The 25,486-nt window shown below is 58.6% G+C and carries 23 protein-coding genes; 7 read left to right on the top strand and 16 right to left on the bottom strand.

What is annotated here, in order from left to right:
* Positions 1 to 1,223: 1,223 nt before the first annotated feature.
* Positions 1,224 to 1,643, top strand: coding sequence for a BLUF domain-containing protein (locus IFT71_RS19880; protein WP_081874117.1), 420 nt, complete (start codon positions 1,224 to 1,226; stop codon positions 1,641 to 1,643).
* Positions 1,644 to 2,758: 1,115 nt separating this feature from the next.
* Here IFT71_RS19880 and IFT71_RS19885 read toward each other — a convergent pair.
* Positions 2,759 to 3,199 (bottom strand): hypothetical protein, encoded by a 441-nt coding sequence (locus IFT71_RS19885; RefSeq protein ID WP_156360315.1) that lies wholly within the window; start codon positions 3,197 to 3,199, stop codon positions 2,759 to 2,761.
* A gap of 277 nt (positions 3,200 to 3,476) precedes the next feature.
* Between IFT71_RS19885 and IFT71_RS19890 the strand changes: the two genes are divergently transcribed.
* Positions 3,477 to 4,211: a hypothetical protein gene (locus IFT71_RS19890; protein ID WP_081874116.1), complete on the top strand. Its 735-nt coding sequence runs from the start codon at positions 3,477 to 3,479 to the stop codon at positions 4,209 to 4,211.
* Between the two features lie 149 nt (positions 4,212 to 4,360).
* Here IFT71_RS19890 and IFT71_RS19895 read toward each other — a convergent pair whose 3' ends face one another.
* Together IFT71_RS19895 and IFT71_RS19900 are read right to left on the bottom strand one after the other, a co-directional pair.
* Positions 4,361 to 6,544, bottom strand: coding sequence for a TonB-dependent receptor (locus tag IFT71_RS19895; protein WP_192143142.1), 2,184 nt, complete (start codon positions 6,542 to 6,544; stop codon positions 4,361 to 4,363).
* A gap of 131 nt (positions 6,545 to 6,675) precedes the next feature.
* Positions 6,676 to 8,838, bottom strand: coding sequence for a bifunctional diguanylate cyclase/phosphodiesterase (locus tag IFT71_RS19900; protein WP_192143144.1), 2,163 nt, complete (start codon positions 8,836 to 8,838; stop codon positions 6,676 to 6,678).
* A gap of 229 nt (positions 8,839 to 9,067) precedes the next feature.
* On the opposite strand from IFT71_RS19900, the gene IFT71_RS19905 reads away from it, so the two are divergent.
* The gene (locus IFT71_RS19905) at positions 9,068 to 9,454 is read left to right on the top strand and encodes a hypothetical protein (protein WP_192143146.1); all 387 of its coding nucleotides are present in this window, start codon (positions 9,068 to 9,070) and stop codon (positions 9,452 to 9,454) included.
* A 582-nt stretch (positions 9,455 to 10,036) separates the two neighbouring features.
* On the opposite strand, the gene IFT71_RS19910 is transcribed toward IFT71_RS19905, so the two are convergent.
* On the bottom strand, positions 10,037 to 10,489 hold the full coding sequence (locus IFT71_RS19910; RefSeq protein WP_192143148.1) for a response regulator: 453 nt from the start codon (positions 10,487 to 10,489) through the stop codon (positions 10,037 to 10,039).
* Entirely contained in the window at positions 10,486 to 11,592 is a 1,107-nt protein-coding gene (locus tag IFT71_RS19915) for a histidine kinase dimerization/phosphoacceptor domain -containing protein (RefSeq protein WP_192003758.1), read from the bottom strand. Before IFT71_RS19915 ends, IFT71_RS19910 begins: the two co-directional genes overlap by 4 nt.
* A 276-nt stretch (positions 11,593 to 11,868) precedes the next feature.
* Here IFT71_RS19915 and IFT71_RS19920 point away from each other — a divergent pair, with 276 nt between their 5' ends.
* Positions 11,869 to 14,253: a hybrid sensor histidine kinase/response regulator gene (locus IFT71_RS19920; RefSeq protein WP_192143150.1), complete on the top strand. Its 2,385-nt coding sequence runs from the start codon at positions 11,869 to 11,871 to the stop codon at positions 14,251 to 14,253.
* A gap of 431 nt (positions 14,254 to 14,684) precedes the next feature.
* Here IFT71_RS19920 and IFT71_RS19925 read toward each other — a convergent pair whose 3' ends face one another.
* From IFT71_RS19925 to IFT71_RS19970, 10 genes are read right to left on the bottom strand one after another with little or no spacing between them, the layout of a single operon-like run.
* A complete protein-coding gene (locus IFT71_RS19925) occupies positions 14,685 to 15,575 on the bottom strand; it encodes an MBL fold metallo-hydrolase (RefSeq protein WP_192143152.1) in 891 nt (296 codons plus the stop codon).
* 20 nt (positions 15,576 to 15,595) lie between these two features.
* Complete coding sequence (locus IFT71_RS19930; RefSeq protein ID WP_192143158.1) at positions 15,596 to 16,237, bottom strand: DsbA family protein; 642 nt, start codon at positions 16,235 to 16,237, stop codon at positions 15,596 to 15,598.
* Between the two features lie 2 nt (positions 16,238 to 16,239).
* The gene (locus IFT71_RS19935) at positions 16,240 to 16,827 is read right to left on the bottom strand and encodes a DsbA family protein (protein WP_244655077.1); all 588 of its coding nucleotides are present in this window, start codon (positions 16,825 to 16,827) and stop codon (positions 16,240 to 16,242) included.
* Between the two features lie 35 nt (positions 16,828 to 16,862).
* Positions 16,863 to 17,642: a TlpA disulfide reductase family protein gene (locus tag IFT71_RS19940; protein WP_244655078.1), complete on the bottom strand. Its 780-nt coding sequence runs from the start codon at positions 17,640 to 17,642 to the stop codon at positions 16,863 to 16,865.
* A 29-nt stretch (positions 17,643 to 17,671) separates the two neighbouring features.
* Positions 17,672 to 18,454, bottom strand: coding sequence for a sulfite exporter TauE/SafE family protein (locus IFT71_RS19945; protein WP_159513085.1), 783 nt, complete (start codon positions 18,452 to 18,454; stop codon positions 17,672 to 17,674).
* Positions 18,451 to 19,683, bottom strand: a complete 1,233-nt coding sequence (locus IFT71_RS19950; RefSeq protein ID WP_192143164.1) for an NAD(P)/FAD-dependent oxidoreductase — start codon at positions 19,681 to 19,683, stop codon at positions 18,451 to 18,453. The genes IFT71_RS19945 and IFT71_RS19950 overlap by 4 nt, the downstream gene beginning before the upstream one ends.
* A complete protein-coding gene (locus tag IFT71_RS19955) occupies positions 19,680 to 20,114 on the bottom strand; it encodes a TIGR01244 family sulfur transferase (protein WP_192143166.1) in 435 nt (144 codons plus the stop codon). The genes IFT71_RS19950 and IFT71_RS19955 overlap by 4 nt, the downstream gene beginning before the upstream one ends.
* Positions 20,115 to 20,132: 18 nt before the next feature.
* On the bottom strand, positions 20,133 to 20,558 hold the full coding sequence (locus IFT71_RS19960; protein ID WP_192143168.1) for a DUF6691 family protein: 426 nt from the start codon (positions 20,556 to 20,558) through the stop codon (positions 20,133 to 20,135).
* On the bottom strand, positions 20,558 to 20,995 hold the full coding sequence (locus tag IFT71_RS19965; RefSeq protein WP_192143170.1) for a YeeE/YedE family protein: 438 nt from the start codon (positions 20,993 to 20,995) through the stop codon (positions 20,558 to 20,560). Before IFT71_RS19965 ends, IFT71_RS19960 begins: the two co-directional genes overlap by 1 nt.
* On the bottom strand, positions 20,995 to 21,912 hold the full coding sequence (locus IFT71_RS19970; RefSeq protein WP_192143171.1) for an MBL fold metallo-hydrolase: 918 nt from the start codon (positions 21,910 to 21,912) through the stop codon (positions 20,995 to 20,997). Before IFT71_RS19970 ends, IFT71_RS19965 begins: the two co-directional genes overlap by 1 nt.
* 85 nt (positions 21,913 to 21,997) lie before the next feature.
* Between IFT71_RS19970 and IFT71_RS19975 the strand changes: the two genes are divergently transcribed.
* From IFT71_RS19975 to IFT71_RS19985, 3 genes are read left to right on the top strand one after another with little or no spacing between them, the layout of a single operon-like run.
* Entirely contained in the window at positions 21,998 to 22,621 is a 624-nt protein-coding gene (locus IFT71_RS19975; protein ID WP_159513080.1) for a peroxiredoxin, read from the top strand.
* Entirely contained in the window at positions 22,618 to 23,028 is a 411-nt protein-coding gene (locus IFT71_RS19980; protein ID WP_192143173.1) for a metalloregulator ArsR/SmtB family transcription factor, read from the top strand. The genes IFT71_RS19975 and IFT71_RS19980 overlap by 4 nt, the downstream gene beginning before the upstream one ends.
* Positions 23,029 to 23,056: 28 nt before the next feature.
* Positions 23,057 to 23,602 (top strand): DsrE family protein, encoded by a 546-nt coding sequence (locus IFT71_RS19985; protein WP_446740778.1) that lies wholly within the window; start codon positions 23,057 to 23,059, stop codon positions 23,600 to 23,602.
* A 1,108-nt stretch (positions 23,603 to 24,710) separates the two neighbouring features.
* Here the strand turns inward: IFT71_RS19985 and IFT71_RS19990 are convergent.
* Complete coding sequence (locus tag IFT71_RS19990; RefSeq protein ID WP_192143175.1) at positions 24,711 to 25,097, bottom strand: hypothetical protein; 387 nt, start codon at positions 25,095 to 25,097, stop codon at positions 24,711 to 24,713.
* Positions 25,098 to 25,486: the final 389 nt, after the last annotated feature.

A 25,486-nucleotide genomic window follows, 5' to 3' on the forward strand; every position in this document is an offset into this window, starting at 1 on the left:
GGCTAGTGCCGGCAAAGACCGGCTTGATCGTCGGTATTCGAACCGAACGGCGATGAGTCTTCCAGCCGTGCTCATCACACTCTTGCAGATGAGCATCCGGCTATCATTCAAAACGTGTCAACTCTGGGGTTCAAGCTTCGCTCGGAATACAGAGTTACGGTCGGACGGTTTGTTTCGCTCGATATACCGGGGCTCACTGTCTACTCGGGATGGGTCGCGTGGTCGTATCTTGACCAATTTGGGCTCGATGTGGCTAACGCCATTCCGGAGCCGGTCATCGAGTACATCATCGCGATGGCGTTACAGGCCAGCGAGAGCTCTCGCCCCGAAGTCGAGCGCCGAAACCTCGACATTTGATGGCCCGGTCAGCCCCCATAAGTAATCGAGATGCCTGGATACAGGCGGGCGCCATCCTTGCAGAACACGGCGAACATACACCAGGTTATATCGTCGATCAGATGGTCGCTGCCATCGGCGACCCCATCGCCGTAAAGGATTGGCACCGCATTGCCGCTGCAGTCGATGTTATTAAAGGCACTTGGGCATCTACTGCAAATTGCTGATCTCGAAATACGCTTCGGATGGTCGCAGATGTCGCACAATCCCGGTGAGGGAGGCCGTCACACTCTGGCTCTGGCCGATCTCGTTATCTTGCTACGCACCCTCCCAGAACATGACGAGCGGCCAGCGCTCGGGGCAATGATGCCAGAGGCACCGCAGGGCTAGGCGCACCGCTGGCGTGTCCACGCGACCGCTGACAGTCTCACTGAGCGTGGCTCACAGAACCTGGACCGCCAGATTGATTATGAGTCGTGTTTGATGATGCATTTGCCACGGCACCTATCAGGAACAGGCTTGTAAGGAGTCGATGTGACGGGACGGTGTCGCCTATGCACGAGCAATGATGAGGACGCGATGATCGAACACGTCGCAGCCTATATGTCAGGCAGCCGGATAGAGCGGCTCGAGGATCGGGCGCCATGGAAAGAGGCCAGCGCTACTTGGAAGGCCGCGTTTAGAGAAATGGCTGTCGCTGCTTGGCAGGCACTCACGCTGCCAGCGGTATTTGGATCCGGTTACTTAACCCGACCGACGGACACTATCCTCCTAAGGATTCACTTGTCAGCCCTTAACTATTTCTTAACCAGAAAAAACCGAGAATGTGTCAGCGAGCGGAGTCATTTCGATCGACATGACTTAGTGCGATACGATCCGAGGGCTCTATGCAGATCATTATTTATATCAGCAGAGCCAAGCAGAACTTTACGTCAGGTGATTTGGCCGACCTTCGCGACCTCGCTGATGCCAGAAACCGTTCTGAAGATATTACTGGTCTTCTCCTATCTGACGGTGCCCGCTTCATACAAGCGCTGGAGGGAGACGCTGCCGCAGTGCAGGCTGTGATGGATCGGATTGCTAAAGATTCGCGTCACGATAATATTAGCTACCTTAGGCCTATTACGACCAATTGTCGCCAATTCAGAAAATGGACAACCGAATATCTAGCTGAGAGAGACCTTGGCGAAGAAAGGGGATTCCTTGATCGTGTGATGAGACATGTCGCAGATGTTGAATGCGACTCGATAAAAGCGGTTTTTATTGGATTTGCCGCTCTTTCACTAAGTCGGCGATTGACATTCTAAATCCGACTCATGCAGTCCCTTGTTATCAAAAGGGCATATCTGATCTGTGGCTGTGAACGACATAAGAAGGTCAACGTAGACCAGTTCTTGGGGTCCGAGGCTGTGCCCTTGATGATCCGGTTCTTCCGGTGCGGGCGGCGGCAAGCGCCCGAAGACCGCGCGGCCTAGGGCGGCTGCATCGGGGCGCGCAGGCTCGACGACGAGCCGATCAATGAACCTGACCGAAAAGCGCTAACTGCCTTGGGACGAGGCGCTGCTGGACTATTATCGCACGTTCAGCCGCTCAGCTCGAAGCGTAGCTCGACAGCGTCGCCAGACGAGCAGAGCATACACGCCATACGCCGGTTGCTCTTTGCTATTGCGTTCGCTTGGGAAGTCAAAGCTGGCTGTGGCAGTCGTCAGTTCGTCCATTGGAAAGGTACGCCCCTAGAAGAGTGGCCAGCGCTCGCCGCCAACCGAGTTTGCGCGGCTGCCACTACCGTTCGCCATGTATTTTACCCCACCAGTAGCAGCGACATACGCTGCACGACTTGCCTGCTGAAAGTGGAGCGCCTGCTGCCGGGGCACTGATGCGGCGTTTGGGTTGCCGAATGGCTGCTTTCAGATAGCGGATCTCCAACCCCAGCGTCTGACCCTGGGCGTACATCTGCCCGGCCGCTTTTGAGCGCCGACTGTCCGCCATGCAGTGTCGGAAAATCCACGATATTCGCCAATCGGGGTTGGCGACGGCGTTTTGCGGCGATCGGGAGGCTGCCGTCCGAAATCACCTGTTGTTGCACAGTTGTCATTACGACCGGGCTTTCCACACATTTGACTAGGGTATGACGATCATGGGAAGAATTAAGGCCCGACCGCTTTAGGGACGCTCAGATTGCGCGAGTGGCCGTTTGTTCACCTCGAATTGCGGGCGTACGCGCCCGTATTTCGGCTATCAATGCTCATAAATAGCCCATCCCGTAGCAGACATTATGACAGTGGCCTCTGAGACCTGTGAGTCGACGCCGAAAGTGGAACCCTGGTAGATCTTTGCGAAGCCATTGAGTCTGCGTCGAAGCTTTACAGGGGCTGGTATACCAAACAGCGCTGATCGGCACTCCTGTATTAGTGCGGGGCATCTAATTATATGACCGCGTTGCGATATCTGCGGCGTTTAGTAGTTTGACCTGATCGTCAAAGCGCAGAATCGTAGTCGGGCGCTGTCCGACCTCGACGACTTGCAAGACTTCGGTCACGACGACTTCCGTAAGGTTTTCAAATGCAGGATGACCAGAGAGACGTCCTACGGGGCGTCCGACGGCCGCAGCAGCGACTTCAGGCGACAACTCCATGCCCGGAAGGGATATGCTGGCGTTCTTACCCGTAATAACAGTCATGCGTCTCGAGCCGTACGGCATCGGCAGCAGAATCGTTAGCGATAGGTGACCGTCAACAAGACGCACCTCGCTTATCTCGATCGCATTCGTACGCGGAACTGCTCGCACGACGGCGAACTTCTCCGGGTCCACCCCGTGGTAACGCAATATCGCGGCAGAACAATTGCTAATTGTAACGGCCACTGGCCGATCCGCTGGTTGCCGATCCTCAGTCGGAACACGTGCAGTCATATCAGGAAAACCGGTTTTATCATTTGTGCTCCGGCGTATTTATGTCGGTACTGACGGCCTATACCTTTGGAATGCTTTAGATTTGGTTGTACTTACGGGAGCGTAGGAATGCGGTGGATGAACCATAGCCGCCAATGGCTTTCATTTATCTATGCCATCAAGTATTCTTAATCAGACTTTAACCATCTATGGGGCAAGCATGCGGGGCCGTAAGGGATGATACTAGATTATGGATAACCTTCTAATAACGACGTTCGCCGAATCGGATAAGGTAGCGAATGCGGCTGATGAAATAGAGAAAGCTGTCTGGTCCCGTATGGGATTTTTAAACTTCTCAGAGCCGTTCGTTCATTACTTTGATCTGATGGAGCGATATCCGGAATATCAAATTGCCGTCATCGATCGTGATCGTGACTATGTTGTGGCAACTGGCAACCTCATCCCGATGTTTTACGACGATCCGTCTAACTTGCCGGAGCGTGGCTGGGATTGGGCGCTTCAGTGCGCTGCCGAAACGACTAGCTGTGCACCGAACATGGTGGTGGGCCTCTCTGTTTCCGTACCGGACGCACATCGTAATCGTGGGTTGGCCCGCGTGGTGCTCGGTGCGATGCGCAACCTTGTAGAGAGCAAGGGCCTGGGCAAGCCGTTTCTCCCAGTGCGGCCGACCATGCTTGAGCAGCATCTCGATATGGATATCGCGGACTACGCAATATTGCGGCGGGAGGATGGTCGGCTCTACGATCCATGGTTGCGAAGTCATGAGAGGGCGGGGGGGCGCATGGTCAGTCTTTGCCGCAAATCCATGGTCATCGAGAAACCGGTCGGTTTTTGGGAGGCGTGGTCGGGTCAGCTTTACGAACGGTCCGGGAACTACCCTATCGCGGGCGGGCTGGCGCCTGTGGCGATCGATCTCGAGAGAGGGATGGGAAGCTATGTGGAGCCGAACGTCTGGTATAATTGATCGGCGCAGGCCGAGCCTGACCTCCATCGCGGTTCGAAAGCCTGCGACCACGCAGGCGCGCTCAATCATCCGTTATCAACTAAGCAATGCGGACTAGAGAAGATCCCATTCCTTCTGGAGCACGGGATACGGGACGGGAAGAACAGGACCTAGAAGCGTCGCGTAAGTGCTAGTCCCGCGGTGCGCGCAAGGATCGGGCCCCACAGAGTGGCTGGCGAGATCCCTCCGCCGTTGTCGGCACCGGCGTAGCACAGCGAGTTCGTCACGTTGCGGACGTAGCTTTCCAAACTCCATTCTGCATTACCGGCATATCCCAGCCGCACGTCGCCTCGGGCGCAGACAGGCACCCGCCCAAAGCCCCGGTCGTCGAACGAGCCCCGTGCGCGGCTGGCGTAGAACGCCTCGCTCTGCACGTACAATTCGCCGTTTCGAAGTGGCGTTTGTAGGCGCAAAATCGCGCTCGTGGTTAGCGTAGGATTGCCTAGACCACCGCAGTCGGAAAGCGTGCAGCCGCGATCTCCGGTCTTAACCGTACGCGTCCAGGCGCCGGTGAGCGCCAGACTGACGTGACGGCCAAACCGCAGCGCCGCCTCCGCCTCAATGCCGGTGCCCCGGACCCTACCGATATTGATGACCTGCGTACTGCGGAGCACCGGATCGAAGACGTTGGCCTGCAGGTCGTTGTAGATGTAGTGAAAAGCCGTAATGGCGGCGGTGCCGCGACCGTCAGGAAGTCGGCCTTTCACGCCCAGCTCAACGCTGCGGACCGTTTCCTTACCATAGTCATCGGGCTTTGTGCCGGCGGGAACGAGATCGTAATCATCAAGCGGTTCGGAGGCGACGAGGCTGAACGTTCCAAACCCTCCCGCCTTCATGGCCTTGGTAGCGCTTAGATAGATCGTCCAGTCATGGTTTGGGGCCCAACGTGCGTAGACGCGCGGCGAAACGCCGTCCCAAGCCTGTGCCGCCCGGACGTAACCGCCAGTGTAGTAGGTCGAGAGCCAAACATTTCCCAACGTGCTCGCGACTTGCGGCACGTCGAGATCGAACCGCTTGTGATCCCACGTGTAGCGAGCACCTGCTCCGATTGTGAAATCCGGGCTGGCCTTCCAATCCACCGCCCCGTAGGCCGAGATACCCCAGTTGGCCGCTTTGGCGCGGTTCACGTCGGTCAGAATGCCGTCCGCCGCAGGTACAAAGACCCGATCGCTGCCATAGATGTCCGCCACCAACTGGTTGCAGTCCGGATATCCATAGCCTGGGCCGCAGACGATCTTCTCCGATATGCCGTTGGTATAACTGCCTTTCACGCGCTCATGGTAAGCCGAAATGCCTGCCGCCCATTGCAGCGGACCTTTGCCCGTCGAGACGGCGGTGAACTCCTGACTGGCATAGTCGCCGTGCTGTCTGACGCCGAACGAATCGATGACCAAGGGTGTGCCGTCGTAGTCCTCAAGATACCGATAGCGATGAGCACGTAGTCCGGTCAGCGAGGCAAGCGTCACCGAGCCTGCATCGTGATCGATCCGTAGGGTTAGCGATCCGACACGGCTGTGGTCACGCAGCTTCGATAGATCACTGTCGACGTCCCGCCGACCGCCCCGGATCTCCAGTTGTGGATTCAGTTCGCGTAGCAGGTCAATCACCGCCGCATCGTTGATCCTAGCGCGATGCGGTGTGCCGCCAAGTTCGCGGTCGTCATATTCACCCGTAAGCCGTACCGTCGTGTCATTGCCCCGATGAAGCAGTGATACACGAGTTGCGGCCACGTCGCGGGATCCCAATTGTTTCGCATTGGGGAAGCTCGCATTTTGTGACGATCCTCTCTCGGTTTCCCGATCAACGGCCGCGCGAAGCGCCCAACCATCGCCTAAAGCGGCGTTGTAAGCCCCCTGAACCTCAAAGCGGTGCCTAGTGCCCGCACGGATCGTCACGTAGCCTTCGGCCGCGTCCGGTTCGGGCGCCTTGGTGACGATTGCCAGAGCTCCGGAAATCGCATTGCGACCGAACAGGAACACCTGCGGCCCGCGTAGCGCCTCAACGCGTTCTAAATCATAGGCGGTGGTGATCACCGAACCTGTCCGACCTTGGTGAACGCCGTCTCGAAAAATTCCAATCGAGGGGTCGCCACCAAGCCCGTAGTCGTTTGAAACGATGCCGCGAATGGCGATGCCGTCGACGAAGTTGTTCTCTGCGAAGCCGGAAAAACCGGGCGTGAACCGTATAACTGCCTTGGTATCACCCAAATCCGCTGCGTCGAAGCCTTTTCCGGACAAGGAAGTGATCGCGGCCGGTACGTCTATTTGACGCTCCGATCGACGCTGTGCGGTCACGATGATGTCCCTTGGTTCGTCGACGTCAATTCGTGATGTGGGAAGCTGGGCTGATGACGTGGTCGAGACCGATCCCGTCAACATCGCACCTGCCACCAGTCGCGAGAGCAAGATTTGTGAGATACGAATTGCTATTTCGCCACGCGCAGCGACGCTACCGGATCGACGGTGAACCCCTGGGATACAAGTGTGTTCAATTCTCGTACATGGTCAGTTGCTTTGATAGGTGGAAGCGCTCGTCCGTAGAGCCACCCCTGGAACTGATAGCAACCGAGCGCCTGAAGAATCCGCGCTTCGCTAAGGTACTCGACGCCTTCGGCCACCACTTCGATGCCGAGTGCACGGCCAACGTCGATGACGGCCTTCACCAAGGAAGCAGAGCGCGGGTCCTGCAGCTTGCCGTCGCAGATGAAGCTGCGGTCTATCTTAAGTTTGTCGAAGGTAAAGTCTTGGAGGTAGCTCAGGCTTGAATAGCCCGTTCCAAAGTCGTCGAGACTGATCTTGAAGCCCATAGCTCGAATGGCGTCAAAGGTTTTCCGGGTATCGGCAGTTGAATTCAGAAGGAGACCCTCCGTTATCTCGAACATTATGCGCGCAGGGTCAGCGCCGCTTATGCGTAGTTCGCGACTAAGGGTGTTGATCAGGCCAGCGGTGCTGATCTGCAGCGGTGACAGGTTGATAGAAACCCATAGCCCCGGCCACCGCAGGGAATCACGGAAGGCCTGTGAGATGATCCAGTCCCCAAGTATGGGCATCAGTCCCGCTCGCTCGGCTATCGGGATGAATTCTGCTGGCGGCATCGCTGCCGCATCGTCCGCCGGCCAGCGCAGCAGGGCTTCCATGCCGCAGACGCAGGCGCTGCGGATATCGACGATGGGTTGGTAGTGGAGTTCGAAGCGGCTGGCTTCAAGCGCATCCTGAATCCGCGTTTCACGTTCCTTCCGCACAACGATCTGGTCGTGCATGCCGCGGTGATACACTGCGCAACGCGCGCGGCCGCCGTCCTTGGCCTCGTATAGGCCAATATCAGCGTTGCGCAGCAACTCGCTGCTTCCGCGGCCGTGATCTGGCGCAATCGCAATACCGACCGATACGCCAATGCGTGACGGCTTTCCTGCGAGATCGAAAGGCTCTGCGAAAGCGCGTTGTATGCGATTTCCAAAGTCCTCTACCGATAGCCACTTTTCCGCATGCACCAGAGCAAACTCGTCGCCGCCGAAGCGCGAGACGAGAACACTGTCCGGGAAACCATTTCGCAATCGTTTGGCGACGGTCTTGATGAGAACATCGCCGACCTCGTGGCCCCATGTGTCATTGACGGTCTTGAAGTTATCGATGTCGCAAAATGCTACCATTGCGGGATTTGAGTCAATCAGGTGGGAAGCAAGCAATTTGTTGAAGTGTTGCATGAAGAGACGACGATTGGGAAGCGAAGATAGCGGATCAAAGTTGGCAAGGAAACTGGCCTCTCGCTCTTTGTCAATCAGCGAGATTGTCATTTTCTGCATTCGGCGGAATGTTGCGACTAGCAGAAATGCGGCGATCGCGGTAACGATGACGAAGAGCGGCAAGACGTATTGTAAGAGGATCCGGCCTGGGCGGCGGGAGGCCCATACAAGTTGGACGATCGGTTGGCCCTTATCATCTGTTAAAATATATGTGCCCGAATATTTATGCGAGGACGTTAGCGGTCTTACATGAAGCCCGTTGATCAGCAACGTGTCGGCATAGGTCTGAATGCGCTGCTCATTGATTTTGACGGCGCTGACGATCAAATGCGGCCGCTGCCGCAAGACCACACGTTCAGTGACTGGCACGATCGTCATGACCGTTAGTATCACAGCCTCGCCGGCATCCCCGATGATATGCGAACTCCAACGGCCACGCGAGTTGCTGCCGAGGGAGCCAGGGTACGCTCCACGATGTGTCTCAATGTTCGCGTCGCGTATTCGGCGACCGTCCTCTTTGCCGCTGCGCACGATCCTGACCAGTTCTGCTAATTCGCCGCCGTAAGGTCGAAGCGAAGAGGGGGGAAGCTGCCGACCGCCTTCGTAACCGTAGACTGGCTTGTTATCCTGATCGAGTATCCAGACGGCATCGTGTCCGTTCACCTTGCTGAGATATTGACCGATTTCATTGTTAAACCAGTCAACATCCATAACCGATGTCGTGGTCTTCTCGGCTGCGACGTCCCAAAATGCGATACTCTGAATTTCGTTTAAGGCTTCCACCACGTCTTGGCTGACAGCATTGTCAATTAGCTGCCTTTGCGTGTTCATTGCATCGGAATTCATTGAGAGTCCGGCAAGCAAGATCGCAAGGATCCCGGCGAGAGCCAGGCATAACACGACGCTTGCAACGGTTGCAGTGGGCTTCACATGACGGGGCATACTGATCGTTGGAGGAACGTATGTCATACCCGATCGGCCTTCTCGTCTGCCTCCCCTAGAAGTCATAGGCCAATAGTGTTTTAGCATCGTTTGAGCCTATGGTTAGCATATGCTTTACAGGCGGTTAAGAGGCATGTGCGGTCTGAACCGCGTGCCCGAGCCAATCAAGTGGTTGACCGATAACGGCAGCTGCTACACCTCTCGCAACACACGTGCGTTCGCGGTTGCTGACAACGCCGATCTACGAGATGCAGAAGTGCGCGGCAGCGTTAGCAGAGCGTTCAGCAGACTGGACTATGGCGGCGGCATGCCCATCACCGATCCAGACAATCGCGCCGAACTGATCGAAACCATCCATCAGCCTTGGAAGGCAACGCTAGGCGAATGCCTGCGTCGCTGGAACGGACTTGATCCACTTAGGCGCAGGCAAAGCTATCTGGTGATTGAGAAGAACAGCGGTAATAGGCTGACGCTGAATGCAGCTATGATCGCTATCATGGCTGAACGCCTGGTGTCTTGACGCCTATCGGGCGGGTCGCTCAGCGAGATTTGGCTCTCGCCGCACGATCGTCATCGGGAACCTTCACTATTTCCCGAGCGACCGTGCCGGATCCACTCCGCTTGGCAGCGCGCGGTGCCGAGGACACGATCGCCGGCATCCGTGCCCGGCTCATCGCGAAATCTTCAGCCAATAGATGATGTGTAGGTTGATAAGCCCCGGTTTCTCAATATGCAGCCAGAGAATTGGAGATGCAGGTGTCATATTTGCTTTCAGAAGCCGACACGCAAGCGGCCCAAACGCCTATTAGGCGGCGCAAAATACACGATAAACGCCAGTAGGGGTTGGCGACGGCGTTTTGCGACGGTCGGGAGGCTGCCGTCTGAAATCACCAGTTTGTCGCACAACGATATTTACGACCGGGTTTTTCACACATCTGATCGCCAAATGACGATAACGGGGGAGGAAGGCAGCCCGTCCGTTATTGGAAGTGCATGTGGCGTTAGCGGATGCCGCCTGTTGGTGGGGCCGTTACTAAGGTTCGTATTTCTCAGATAGTGGTATGGTGGCGATGTGCCATCCTAGTCGGCGTCGATAAGGCTTCTACGCTACCGTCCTCGCCCACCGGCCTTCGAGGCTGGGTGATGGAATGAGGCTCGCTGGCCGCGGCATGCTAGGCGGTGGTGCAAACACACCTTTCGCCAAGTAGTTGATGGCATTAACGACACCTGCATGGGAGAAAGGTTTGGCAATCACTCCATGCGCACCGGAGAAATCCGCCGGTATCTTCGAGACGTTGGCCGTGACGAAAACGATCAGCGCGTCCGGCCAGTGCGTCCGTATGTAACGACACACGTCTAGGCCGCTCGAGCCATGCGCTAGATGAATATCAACAAACGCGAGCTGCGGATTGAGATCGTCGGGTAGCGCCTCAACGTCATGGAGGCTGGCCGCCTCAGCCAGAACGCGATGTCCACTATCCTCGACCATCGCCTCCATATCCATTGCGAGGAGCATTTCGTCCTCAACAATCAAAACTTGCATTGTATTGGTCATGATCGCGCTTCGGTCTGAGGAAACGTGATCGTCACGCATGTTCCAGGCATATTGTTGCGCCAAGTAGCCTCCGCGCGAGCTTGGCGCGCAAGACGAGTAATCAGCGACGTGCCAATGCTCTTGCTGCGGGCGGCTGAAGGCATGCCCGGGCCGTCATCGCATATTTGGATGGTCCCATAGTCGTTACCTCCTTCGACAACGAGACTGAGGTGACCCGAGCGGCCATCTGTGAAGGCGTGCTTGACGGCATTCGTTAGAATCTCGTTGAGGATCAGCCCGAGCGCGGATGCATTGGCTGCATCCACGAACAGAGGCTGAGCCTTAACGTCCAACGTGATGTCGCTACGACCACTTGACCCGACCACATCCGATACCAGGCTTTGCGCGAAGCTACCTATATCGAACCGTGCGATGTCGGAGGATTGGTAGAGCTGGCGATGGACCACCGCGAGGGCATCGACACGTTCGAGCATGGAATCCAGCTTCGATGCCACGGAAGGATCGTCGATAGTGCGAACCTGAAGGCGCAACAGCGATCCGATCATCGTAAGGTTGTTTTTAACCCGATGATCGACCTCATGAAGAAGGATGGTCTTGGCATCCAGCGCGGCGCGCAGATCGGCGGTACGACGCTCGACCTCGCGTTCGACCAGCAGCTTCTGATCATTGATAATATTTTGAGCCTCGACACGATCGCTAACGTCAAGCTGTGATGCGAAGAAAAAGCGGACGATCCCCTCGTTATCCCTGACTGGCGACAGATACAGCGCGTTCCAGAACGTCGTTCCGTCCTTGCGATAATTCAGCAGATCGACGTCAACGGCTTGCCCGACCCTGATGGCTTCGCGGACTTTATCGATTGTCGCAGGGTCGGTTTCGGGGCCTTGTAGAAAGCGGCAGTTTCGTCCGAGGATCTCGTCACGGGAATAACCCGTCAACTCCTGAAACGCAACGTTGCAAAACACGATCGGGTTATCATCGCGGGCCGGGTCGGTGATGACCATCGGCATCCGTGTAGCGCGAACGGCTGCCGCAAAGGGGTCGCCTCGGCCATGCTCGTAATCCAGTACGTCAGTTAGATGCCAGTCGTCACGTTGTTTCAAAGCTACCTCCAGCGAAGGCCGGAAGGCTCCACGCGTGCGTGAACGTCGTTTACAGGAGTATCGTTCCATTAGAGCCAGATCGCAGGCGACATTTCTTGTCGCGATCGTTGATTGTGGCATGGCGATTGTGCATTCTCGACATTGGATGCTCGCCGGGAACGGGCTAGTTTTCGATGCGGCGGATCGTTTTCGCCTGTCGCACGGCAATGCCCGTAGCGCGCTGATAAGATAACGGAAGGTATGCCCCTTGCCGTTGTGCAAGGAACTCCAGGCTCAATGTCGAAACAGTCCGAGGCAGACCAGACGATGCCCTTAAGCGGTTCCGGCCATGCCAGCGAGCACGAAGCGGAAACCCGGTTTCGGAATATGGCCGACCATGCCCCGGTCATGATGTGGGTTACAGAGCCAGATGGCTACTGCAGCTATCTCAATAAGCGTTGGTATGAGTTTACGGGGCAAACCGAGGAAGAAGCGCTCGGTCTGGGCTGGACGGCAGCGACTCATCCGGATGACCAGAAGCTAGCCGAGGACACTTTCCTTGCTGCGGTCGCCGTTCAAGGTCCGTTTCGCGTCGAGTATCGGCTGCGCCGTGCCGATGGCGTGTATCGGTGGGCAATTGACGCTGCCGCGCCGCGCTTCGCCGATGACGGAAGCTTTCTTGGTCATGTCGGCTCAGTCATCGACATCGACGAGCGTCGAGAGGCAGAAGACAAGCTGGCACTCAACGAAGAGCGACTTCGTCTCGCACTTGAGGTTGCGGAGATCGGGCAGTGGCATGTCGATACCGACACCGGAATTATGTTCTGGCCACCGCGAGTGAAAGCGATGTTCGGTATTTCGCCCGATGTTCCGGTGACGCTGGCAGACTATTCCAACGGCGTGCATCCGGATGATCGGGAAAAGACCCTTGCAGCTTACGAAGCAGCCTCCGACCCCCGGAATCGTCCTCTTTACGATGTCGAATATCGAACGATCGGCAGGGAAGACGGCGTCGTTAGGTGGGTGGCCGCAAAAGGCCGTGGTTTGTTCGATGCCGAGGGCACATGTTATCGCATGATCGGCACGGCTGTCGACATCACGTCGCGCAAGGCTGACGAGTTGCGGCTTCGCGAGCTAAACGAGTCTCTTGAAGCGCAGGTGGCCGAACGCACGGCCGATCGTAACCGTATGTGGCTGCTTTCGACGGACCTGATGTTGGTCACTCGGTTTGACGCGACGGTCACAGCCGTGAATCCTGCGTGGACGACCCTTCTTGGCTGGGCCGAAAGTGAATTGGTCGAGAGGCGCTTTATCGATCTCGTCCACCCGGAAGATGTAGCAACCACGCTGCATGAAGTGGAAAAGCTGTCCGAAGGGCGGACCACCATGCGGTTTGAAAACCGATATCGACGTAAGGACGGCACTTATCACTGGCTGTCATGGACCGCCGTGCCCGGTGAAGGTTTAATCCATGCCGTCGCCCGCGACATATCAGGCGAGAAGGAGCAGGCCGAAGCACTGAAGCTGGCTGAGGATGCCCTGCGCCAAGCACAGAAGATGGAAGCGATCGGGCAACTTACTGGTGGGGTTGCTCACGACTTCAACAACCTCCTCACCGTGATACGGGGGTCGGTCGATCTGCTGCGGCGTCCGAACCTTACGGCCGAACGGCGCGACCGATATATCGCCGCAATCGGCGATACTGCTGATCGGGCCGCGAAGCTGACGGGTCAGTTGCTGGCCTTTGCGCGCCGCCAGGCGCTGATGCCAGAGCTGTTTGACGTAGGTCAGAGTATTCTGGACGTGGCCACGATGGTACGGACTCTAGCGGGGGGGCGTATTGAATTAGAATTGAAATCCCCAAAAGAGCCGTTGCTGGTCAAGGCTGACCGAAGCCAGTTCGACACCGCGATCGTTAATCTCGCGATTAACGCGCGTGACGCCATGAATGGCGAGGGAGTGCTTACAATCGCTTTAGGCGCCGTTTCAGGTTTGCCTGCACGTCGAGCGCATGAGGCGGTTGCTGGCGACTTCGTCGCTGTGGCGGTGACGGATGAAGGGACCGGTATTGCTCAAGAGAATCTCAACCGTATCTTTGAACCCTTCTTCACGACCAAGGGGGCCGGGCACGGCACGGGACTTGGTCTGAGCCAGGTCATCGGTTTTGCCAAGCAGTCCGGCGGCGATATCAGGGTGGAGAGTGAGTTTGGAAAGGGAAGTACCTTCACACTCTATCTTCCACGGATGCTGACAGACGCCGGAAGACAGGACGAGCCGTTGGCTGAGGAGAGCATAGACGGACGCGGCATCTGCGTACTCATCGTCGAAGACAATGCTGACGTCGGAGACTTTGCGACCAGCGCGTTGCAGGACTTGGGCTATGCCAGCGTCCTCGCCCGGGACGCAGAAAAGGCCCTCGCTGAATTGGAAAAGGACGCTGAAAAGTTTGATGTCTTATTCACTGATGTAGTCATGCCCGGAGTAAGCGGCGTTGAATTGGCAGAGCGCGTTCGACGTCACTACCCGGATCTACCGATAATTCTTACGAGCGGCTACAGCCATGTTCTTGCAGAAAACGGTGCGCATGGGTTCGAGCTTTTGCATAAGCCCTACTCCCTGGAGCAGCTTTCCCACATTTTACATAAGGCTATTCGCCGGGGAGCGACAAACTTACAAACGTGATCGATTAGTATACAAGACACCTTTTTGTCTATGTGCTGATATACGACGACATTGTTTCAGGGCGTGACGCCCCGCCTTAAATTGTATTGGTTGGGGGCCGACACGGAACGGCGGGCAACATGGTCAAGCGAACGCCCACCGCTGCAAGCCCGCTTTCCCAAAAACCGTTCCCAAAACGTTTTCCGAAATGGCGCCGGTACATAGAACGGACCCAGATATACGCCAGCGCCGTCAGCCCATTGCAAGCGTCCGAAATCACCCGTTTGTCGCACAGTCGTATTTGCGACCGGGTTTTCCACACATCTGACCGCTGAACGGCAATAATTGGTGGTTAGGCGACAGGCCGCTTTCGGGATCGCGATGGTTGAAGGCTGCCTTTAAGCCGGTGTCACAACCGTTCGGTTGTGACACTTGAAACAGCGCGGACTGAGCTATGAAGCAGCAGGTCCAAACCGGTTCAGTGGCACCTTGAGAAACGCGGTCCCACATTCGTCGGCATCTGGCAGTCGGCCGCCACGTATGTTCACCTGAAGCGCGGCAAGCATCAGGTCGGGTAGTGGGAGCGATGCGTCGCGTTTCTCGCGGGTAGCGACGAACTCGGCTTCGTCGATGCCATCGTGAACATGGATGTTGTCGCGACGCTGATCGGCGACGGTCGAGCGACCAAGTGCGTCCCTGCCATCCTTGCCATAGTCATGCCCAACATAGGTTGCGGTTTCGGGTGGCAGATTGAAGATGGCGCGAATCGAGCGCCACAGCGCATGAGCATCACCACCCGGGAAGTCTGCTCTGCTTGTGCCGCTATCGGGAACCATCAGCGTGTCGTGAACGAACGCGGCGTCACCGGCGACATAAGTGATCGAAGCGAGCGTATGGCCCGGCGACAGCATGACATGAGCATCGAGCGTGCCGATCCGGAAACGCTCGCCATCCGCAAACAACCGGTCCCACTGGCTGCCGTCGATGGCGAGATCGGGCAGGCAGTAGATGTCCCGCCATAGCTTCTGCACTTCCATGACCTTGTTGCCGATCGCGGTTTTGCCACCGGTCTTGCCGGCGAGGTACGGAACGGCTGAAAAATGATCGGCGTGTGGGTGGGTGTCGAGCACCCATTCGACGGTCAGCCCCTTCTCACGCACATAATCGAGGATCAGATCGGCGTTGCGGGTCGCGGTCGCACCGGCGCGCGGATCAAAATCCAGGACCGGGTCGATGATCGCAGCCGTCTTCGTGGTGTCGTCGCTGACAACATATTGGAAGCTGCCAGTGTGTTCGTCATGGAGCGACGCAACGGTCATGCCATCGTGCTCATACTCGATCATGTTTTCATCCTCTCGCTCTGTTAGCTTTCCGTCCGCGCCCGCGCGAACAACCGTTCAAAATCACCCGCTTCGATTGCGCCCATCACCAGCATGCGTCCGGCAAGAAAGCCCGGGGTGCCGGCCAAACCGATCGAATAGGCCTCTCGGCCGTTCGCCCGCAGGCGTGCCGCGACAACCTGTGCATGCGCATCAAGCCAGGTCGTCGCGCGCAGCCAGTCCCCGCCAGCGCCGGTGACAATGTCCCTCAGCATGTCGTCGTCGATCAAACGACTGTCGGTCATCAGCTGGCGATGAACGGCCGGGTAGATGCCCTGTTCGGCACAGGCGAGCGCAACGCTCGCGGCGCGTTCGGACGGGGGACCGAAGATCGGCCAGTCCTTGTAGATAACCCGAACCTTGCCATCGCGTCGCACCGCCTCTTCCAATGCGGGGAAGGCGTGACGACAGGCCGGGCAACGATAATCGGTGAACACGGCAAGTCGCAGCGTGGCATTGGCAGGGCCGTATTCAGGCGAACCGCTGCCCGCCAGAATCAGGTCAGCGGTCGGACCAACGTCCCGACCGATCGGCGCTGTGCGTCGCAGCACCTGTCCCACTGCCCAGCCAGTCACGACGACGGCTCCAAGCCCGACTGCCTGCCTGCGATTGAGCGGCTCTGGCATGTTTAGCGAGCCTGAGGCTTGCTGCGCGCCGTTGCGACAAGCCGGCGTAGCGTCGGCAGATCAACCGCGCCGGCCACCACTTGTGAGCCGACGATCAGCGCCGGTGTTCCGTTGAACCCGATCGCTTGAGCGATAGCGTTGGTACGAGCGAGGAGCGCATCGATTTCTGCACCGCGGGTCTTCAGATCGCGTTGCAGACGTGGCCAGTCCACCTTGGCTTTCGCGGCAGCGGCCTTGATCCCGGCACTGTCGAGCCGTGCCGGCGAGGTCAGCAACGCCTCATGAAAGGCGGCATGCTTGCCCTGCCACTGGCTTGCGACCGCAGCCCGTGCGGCTTCCCGGGATGCAGGGCCAAAGATCGGCCAGTCACGATAGACGATCCGTACCTTCGGATCGGCCGCGACAAGCGCGTTCAGCACCGGCTCCATTCGCCGGCAATAGGGGCAATTATAGTCGGAAAATCCAACGACGGTGACGTCATAGGCTTGGCCGACACGCTTCGGAGCGACGGGATCGTCGACGACCGCCTTACGCGACAGATCGGGTTGCTGTGCGACTGCTGGCACCGTCGGCACGGCGACGGCGAGCAACGCCAGAAAGCTGCGAGAGAGAAGGTTGCGTCGGTTCATCGGTGTTTCCTTGCCATATCGATCCCATCAGCGAGGGCGGCGCGTGACAGCTCGCCAAGCTGGAGCTGCACGATCGTTCCGTCCGCAGCGACGAAGGCGGTTGCGGGATAGCCAGCGACTTCGAGGGCTTGGGAGAGCCCACGGGCAGGATCGAGCGCGACATTGCTCACGCCGATGCCTTCACGGGTAAGAAACCCGGTGACGATTGCTGGAGCTTCACCCTGATCTGCGAGCAGGATCGGCACATCCCGATTGCGTGTTGCCGCGGCGTCAAGCATCGGCAGCTCGCGCCGGCACGGCCCGCACCATGTCGCCCATAGATTGAGGACGAAGGGGCGGCCTCGGAAACGTTCAAGCGGAAGCGGAGCCCCGGATGGCGTCGTCAACGTTAGATGATAGGGGAACGGACCGTAGGTCACGGGCGGGATAAGCGCTTGGAGCGTGAACCACAGGCCAGCCGCTATCGCCAATGCGCCCCAGCCCACCGCCAAGGCGCGTGTTCGGCCGAGTTGGAAGGCCAGCATGGCCGAAGCACCAATGATGCCGGCGATGGCGGAGAAGCCGCCCTGCCATACAGCAAAAATAGATAGCGGGGCCTCAGCATAGCTCGCCCAATGTGCCGCGACATAGCCGATCCGCGCCGCCACCAGTCCAGCGACGATGGCACTGGTTGCGACCGTGGACACCCGCGGGAAGCGGAACCGCCCTGCCAAGGTTGTCAGCCCCAGGAACACGACGATGCATAGCACCGCCAGTCCGCGGTCGACCGCCATCATGATCGGTCCGATGGCAATCGCGCTCCCCATCAGAGAAATGCGCCTGCGCTCTTCCAGAGCATGTAAGCTGCCACGACGAAGATCAGCACCGCGAAGACGGTGGTAAGCGTTCCGCCCGAGCCAAGGCGCTTGGCGATGCGTGTGCCGATCAACCCGCCGACGACCCCGCCGCCAATGAAGACGAAGGCAAGCGGCCAGTCGACCAGCCCGGAGAATGCATAATTAGCGGCGGTCGTCAGGCCGAAGGCGGTGACAGCAATCAACGACGTGCCGACAGCGTTGAGGATCGGCATACCCGTTGATCCGATCAGGCCCGGAACGATCAGGAAGCCACCTCCGATGCCGAAAAAACCTGAAAACAAGCCCGTCCCAAGGCCGTAGCCTAGCACCTTGGGTGCCTTCTCCCGGTTACATTCCGCACCGGGATTACCTGCATCACCCCGCCCGCGAAGCATCAGGACGCCGACGACGACCATGACAAGCGCGAACAGAAAGAGCAGCTTGCCGCCATCGACGGCCTTGCCAACGGTGGACCCCAGCAGCGCACCGATGACGCCCGCTGTGGCGTACATGCCCCCGCACCGCCATTTTACGGTATGAGCCTTGGCATGACCTATCAGACCGGTCGCGGCATTGGCTGCCACGGCAAACGCGCTTGTGCCGATGGCAAGGTGCGCATCGGGCACGCGCACCAGATACACCATCAGCGGTACGGCGAGGATCGAGCCTCCGCCGCCTACGAGGCCAAGAGTGAATCCGACCAGGCTGCCCGAAAGGGCGCCAAGCAGATACTGGATCGGTTCGAGTGTCATGCTGCCTTGCCGATTTCATGCGGGGTGGCCATCCACTCGCGGCCCTTCAGCATGCCCTGCCAATAGATTGGGGGAAGCATCCGCTCCTTCAGGAACCAGGCGGCGCGCGTGGGCCGCGTTCCGTCCAGCAGCCAGGATGGGAAGCTGGGCAGCAGCTTTCCGCCATAGCCAAACTCGGCGAGGACGATCTTACCGCGTTCGACTGTGAGAGGGCATGAGCCGTAACCATTATAGTCGGCAACGGGGGGTCTGCCATCGAGCGCGGCCAGCGCGTTGACCGCGACTACAGGCGCCTGGACGCGAGCAGCAGCGGCCGTCTTGGCGTTGCTGGTGCCAGCGGCATCGCCAAGGCCAAAGACGTTTTCAAATCTCTTGTGCCGCAGCGTAGTCTCGTCGACCTCGACGAAGCCGTTCGCGGCCGCGAGCGGGCTATTGGCGACAACGGTATGCGACACTTGAGGCGGAACGACGTGGAGCATATCGAACGGGCGTTCGATCCGTTCGGAAAGGCCGTCCTGCTTGCGCTCGAACGTGGCGACACGACGATCGGCATCGACCGCGACCAGATTGGACTCAAGCCTGAGATCGATGCCATACTTCTCGACATATTCCATCAGCGCCGGGACGTAGGTCGGGACCCCGAACAGGGCGGCGCCTGCGTTGTGGAATTCGACATCGATCGCGGGGAGGACACTGCAGTCTCGCCAGATATCACATGAGAGATACATCGCTTTTTGCGGTGCGCCGGCGCACTTGATCGGCATCGGTGGTTGCGAAAACAGCGCCCGCCCCTGCTGTAATTCCTTGACGAGCCGATAGGTGTAGGGCGCCAGGTCATAGCGATAGTTGGAGGTGACACCGTTGCGACCGAGGGATTCTGGTAGCCCCTCGATCTTCTCCCATGCCAGGCGCAGCCCAGGCGCCACTATCAGGACGTGATAACTAATCGAGCTTCCGTCTCCGATCTGTATCGCGTGGCGGTCGGGGTCGATGGATATCGCGGGTAACCGTATCCACCGGACGCCCTTAGGCATCACATCGGCCTCGGCCTTGCGGGTTTGCTCGGACGTGAAGACGCCGGCCCCGACCATCGTCCAGCCAGGCTGGTAATAGTGGTCCGTGGCCGGATCGACGACCGCGATCGTCACTTTGGCGTTGCGCTTCAGAATGCTGGAGGCGGTCGCGATGCCGGCGGCACCGCCCCCAATGATGACGATGTCGTAGGTCATTGATCCACCCTCTCGGAACGGCGCTTCAGCGCAGGCGTCAGATCGGAAAGGTCGTACCCGGCTGCCTTTGCCTGACCGATGATCGTCGCCGAATCGGCGCGATCGGCCTCGGCCAATGCCCACAATGTCGCCGCGCGCGTCCCGCTGCGGCAGAAGCCGAGCGTCGGCTGTGGCAGCGTGGCCAGCGCCTCCTTCATGCGATCCGCATCGGCGTCAGTCGCTTTGCCCGGTACGATTGGAACATGCGCAAACGCGAGACCGTGTTCGCTGGCCAATCGAGCCATTACTTCCGCGCTTGGCTGGCCTGCCTCCTCGCCGTCCGGGCGGCTTGAGATGATCGAGCGATATCCTGCCTGCGCGGCAGCGGCGAGGTCGGCTTGCGTAAGCTGGGGGGCGGCAGAGAAGGACGAGGTGATCTGCTTGAAAGCCATGTGATGTCTCCTGTCTGATCAGGCCGAACGGCGGGAAGTGAATGCAAAGCGGTGGACGGCAGCGCCGAGGGCCATTGCGGCGATGAAGACCAGTGCCGGCAGAGGCTGGATCGCCAGTGCGGCAATGGCAGGGCCTGGGCACAATCCGACGATGCCCCAGCCTATGCCGAACAAGGCCGCACCGCCGATAAGGCGTCGGTCGATCGGCGAGGTGGCAGGTGTGTGGAATTGTTTGGCCGCAATCGGGGTCGAGCGACGCCGCACGACGAACCACGCTATCGCCATTGGCAGGATTGCGCCTGCCATGACGAACGCCAAGGTCGGGTCCCACGCGCCGGTGACATCGAGGAACGCCCGCACGCGCGCCGGATCGATCATTCCGGAGATGGCAAGGCCGGCGCCGAACAGCGTCCCGCTGGCAAGTGAAATGAGGTTCTGGCGCATCACAGTATTACCCCGGACAGACGCATGATCGTGACGGTGACGACGCCGGTCGCCATGAACGTGGCGGTCGCGGCGATGGACCGGGGCGACAGGCGGGACAGGCCGCATACGCCGTGACCACTGGTGCACCCGGACCCGAGCCGCGTTCCGACACCAACGATCAGACCGGCGACGGCAATCAGCGAAAGCGATGTCGGAAAGCTGGCCTCCACGTCCAAACTGGCCGCAGCAATACCCGCGCCCAAAGGCAGACCCGCGGTGAAGAACAGCGCGATTGCCCATGGTGGACCTCCATCGGTAAGGCCCAAAACTCTCGCGAACATGCCGCTGACTCCGGCGATGCGGCCGTTCCCCAGCAGCATGATCGCCGCGGCGACACCGATCATCAGTCCGCCGATGAAGCCTTCGAGCGGCATGGCATGCGGAAAGCCCGGCATCACAGCGCATCCAGCGGGATCTTGAGGTAGCGGGTACCGTTGGCTTCCGGCTCCGGCAGATGACCACCGCGCATGTTCACCTGGATCGAGGGCAAAATGAGCTTCGGCATCGACAAGGTGGCGTCGCGACTGGTCCGCATCGCGACGAAGTCGTCTTCGCTGACCCCTTCGTGGACATGAACGTTGCCGACACGTTGTGCGCCTACAGTCGTCTCCCAGACATATTCGTCGCGGCCCACCGCCTTGTAGTCGTGGCAGAGGAATAGGCGCGTCTCGTCCGGCAGCTGCATGAGCCTGCGGATCGAGCGGAATAGCTGGCGCGCGTCGCCGCCAGGAAAGTCGGCTCGCGCGGTGCCGTAATCGGGCATGAAGAGCGTATCGCCGGTGAAGACTGCGTCGCCGATGATATAGGCCATGTCGGCCGGCGTATGGCCGGGCACATGCAGCGCAATGGCGTCGATGTTGCCAATGGCAAAGCGGTCGCCGTCCTCGAACAGCCGGTCGAACTCCGAGCCATCGCGCTCGAAATCTGTGCCGGCGTTGAAGATTTTGCCGAAGACGTTCTGGACCCGGATGATCTCACGACCGATCGCGAGCTGCCCGCCAAGCGCCTGCTGAAGATAGGGTGCCGCGGACAGGTGATCGGCGTGTGCATGGGTTTCCAGCAGCCAATCGACCGTCAGCCCCTGATCCCGCACGTAAGCGATCACTGCGTCCGCCGACGCGGTTTTGGTCCGGCCCGCTGCGGCGTCAAAATCGAGGACGCTGTCGACGATCGCAGCCCTTTTCGTTGCTGCGTCCCAAACGACGTAGGTCGCTGTGTTGGTAGGCTCATCGAAAAAGGACTGAACGACCGGCGATCCGGCCGTTTTTGCGCGTCTGATCTGGGTGGTCGCTTCGTTCAGAACCGAGTCCATGACCAATCTCCGTTTATCGATCTCACGTTTTATGTAGTTGTGTAATCGTATTGCGTCAACGGGGTGTCTATGCCATTTAAGAGGAATGGAAATGATGGATGCAAACATGCCGCGCTCGCTGCGCATCGGGGATGCAGCCCCGAACTTTACCGCCCGCACCACGCAGGGCGAAATTGTGCTCGATCAGTATCGTGGGCGCTGGGTGGTGTTCTTCTCGCACCCCGCCGACTTCACGCCGGTTTGCACAAGCGAATTCGTGGCATTGGCCAAAGCGGCACCCCATTTCGAGGAGCTGGATTGCGTGCTGCTCGGGTTGTCGGTCGACAGCCTCTATTCGCACGTCGCGTGGATGCGGGCGATCAAGGATGTCTTCGGTGTAGAGGTGCCATTTCCGGTTATCGAGGATCCCTCGATGGCGGTGGGTTATGCCTACGGGATGCTCGACGAGCAGGCCGGCGATGCCTCAACCGTGCGCGCGACTTACTTCATCGATCCTGAAGGCATCATCCGCGCGCTTAGCTGGTATCCGATGAATGTCGGGCGCTCGGTCGACGAGATGTTGCGCACCGTAAGGGCGTTGCAGCGTTCGGCGGATGGCGAGGCTTACACGCCCGCTGACTGGCAGCCGGGCGACGACGTGCTGCTGCCTCCTGCTTTGCCGGGCAGCGCGGGAGCCGACTGGTTTCACCAAACGAAGGCTGACCGGTGACGGCGATTTACCAGTCCCGCGCGCTCGCCGACGTTGCAGTCGAAAAGCTGCGCGTGTTCGCGCAGCCTCAGCGGCTTATGATTCTGTCCTATCTGTTGGGCGGCGAACGGCAGGTAGCTGACATTGAGGCCGCCACGGGCGTGACTCAACCGGCGCTCAGCCAGCAGCTTGCCGAACTGCGGCGCGCCGATCTGGTGAAGACCAGGCGTGAGGCGAAGCAGGTTCACTACCGTCTTGCCGATGATGCAGCCGCACTGTGTGTGCGCACCCTGGAGGCGATGTTCGGAGCCGACAATCTGTCGGCTCCCCAAACGGCCCCGGCTCCCCGCCCAGTGCGACCGCGCGAGACGCCGTCCGTGGTTCGACCGCAAAATATTGGTGCGGCCGTTTTTGCGAGAGTTGGCTGATTATTTCGGCTGAAGAAGGAAAAAGCGGATGCGTATGCCAGTCATTGCTCTTGCAGGATGCTTGTCACTCATGAGCAGCGCCAGTGCTTCAGCCAGCGTGCCCAGTCAGGCGGTGATACCGGGATATGGCGCGATCACACCCATCGAAGGTGCTGCGGAACGGCCTGATCGCAAGTTGCGCTATCGCGTGCTGTTCAATGTGACCAAGGCTGCGGCAACACCGGATAAAATCAATCCATCGCTAGAGAAAGTCGCCCGTTTTCTCAACCTGCTAGGCAACGATGGCGTTCGTCCAGAACAAGGCGATGTCGTCGTGATTGTCCATGGTCCGGCGACGCCCATCGTTACTGAAGATCACGCCTATGCGACAAAGACGGGAGTAGCTGCGAACCCCAACCTTGCCTTGATTGAGGCGTTGAAGAAGGCGGGTGTGTCCGTTCGGGTATGCAGCCAGGCCCTTATTGGAAACAAGATCGACCCCGCTACGGTAGGAAAGAGTGTCGAGACCGACGTGTCTGCGCTGACTACTTTGGCGACGTTGCAGCTGCGTGGTTGGGCGCTGATCCCAGACTGATCGCGCCGATACGCTTCCTGCTTTATCGTTCCAGTTGGTAACGCTGCTAGTGTCATAACCGGTCGGTTTTGACGCTGCAGCTTAACCCGAGCTTTCCTGCGGGTCGCAGAGTATCAGAACTCCGGTTCAAAATGTCCGCTTTAAAGAGCGGCCACTTTTTCTGGCCATGACGAATCTTGGGCGGGAGCGGCATGGCAGCTTCTGAGCGCCGCGCCCCGTCGGAAACTCACGATTGTCGCCGATCGGCGTTAGCGACGGCGTTTTGCGACGATCGAGATGATACCGTCCGGAATCACCTGTTTGTCGCACAGTCGTGATTGAGACCGGGTTTTTCGCACATCCGGCCGCTGAACGGCGATAATTGGTGGTTATGCGACGGTCCGCTTTCGTGCGTTAAATAGCCAAAACAAGACATCTCCTGCATGGCGTTTGCATTTGGTGCGGGTAATCTGCCCAGATGGACACCATTTCGTCACCCTCTCGCATTCGCCAATGGACCCGCATTGTAACGCGCGCGGCGGTCTTAGTCCTTGCTGCCATTGGCCTCTGCTGGCTTGTCGGCGGGCCAATGCTGCGATTGCTGCTGGCTCCGGCTTATGATCGGCAGATCACAAAGCGCGTTTACTCGCCCAACCGTGCGGCAGTCTCAGAAGTAGAAGTAACTAAAGGCGGTCTTGGAACCGTTTGGACTACTAGTGTTTACCTTCGACCGGTCGGCCAAGACGGATGGACCGTATATCAGACCAGAGACAGTGATTTCACTCCGTCCATCAAGTGGAAAGGTAATGATACTCTTGTCGTTGGATTGCCGTGCCAGCGATTCGATTATCTGTCTAACCCTGACGATTGGCCGCGTAGCAAGCCGGCCGAGCCTCGGCTCAAGGTTCGCTTCATATACATTCGGAACTGCGACGATCTCGCCAGCGGCACCATACAACGTCCGATTTAACGCAAGCAGTTGGACTGAAACAACGTCCAAGGATGGGCGCTTCCCGCCGGTCCTCTTTTTGGTTCTGCTTATCCGCCAGTGAATGCCGCAACGTTGTGGAAAGTGGCCGTTCGCGATTCTCGTCTTCCTACTATGATCGATCGGATCAGGACATCATAGTCAGCCAAGAAATTTGCTCCATCGGTACGTCAGCCAGCCAACCACGGCGGCCAGAACCGGAAGGCCAAATATCAATGCGAAGAACTCAATCCGCTTGTTAGCAAGGCAGTCGGACACCTCTTGATGGTCGTGAGGCAGACACTCGCCCATCGTGCTGGTTAGCAGCACTGGCAGACCGATAAGCATCAGAAAGCCACTAGCGAAGACCCAGCCTACAATTCGGTGAAAACGATTTGGGTCGGGCGTCTTGGCCATCTCCTTCCATGTAGCCGATATTTGAATGTCCGTTAATGGGCGGAAGCGGAATGGCTGGGATTGGTGGTCAACGGACAGGCCGCTTTTGGGTACGAATGTGGCGATAGCTGCCGTTAACAGAAGCGCCGACATCGAAAGGAGACCACGCGCCGAAGAAAGTCCGAGACTAAAATGGCGGGGGATACCTCCGATATATTTGTAAGGAGATGATCGGTTTATAACCTGTCACCTCCACTACCCACATGTCATCTTGCCAAAACTGAAGTTCCGTTGCCGGCCCGCGAACCGAACTTGGCAAATCGACGTTCCCCAGATGGCGCCAATTGAGCCCGGCCAGCACGCGGACTCCATCGCACCGGTTACCCTTAGGAGTGGTGTCGTCTAAGCAAGTGACCGGAACCGAAGCACGGCCCGTCGTTGCTGCCCCGACTGAGAGATCGAGAACGGCCTCGACAATCCCGCGACCGAGCTGTGGTTCACCCGGTGGCAATTGAGCAAAGTTTTCCACGCGAGCGCACTCG

This window comes from Sphingomonas sp. CFBP 13733, from assembly GCF_014841795.1.
Classification (GTDB): domain Bacteria; phylum Pseudomonadota; class Alphaproteobacteria; order Sphingomonadales; family Sphingomonadaceae; genus Sphingomonas; species Sphingomonas aerolata.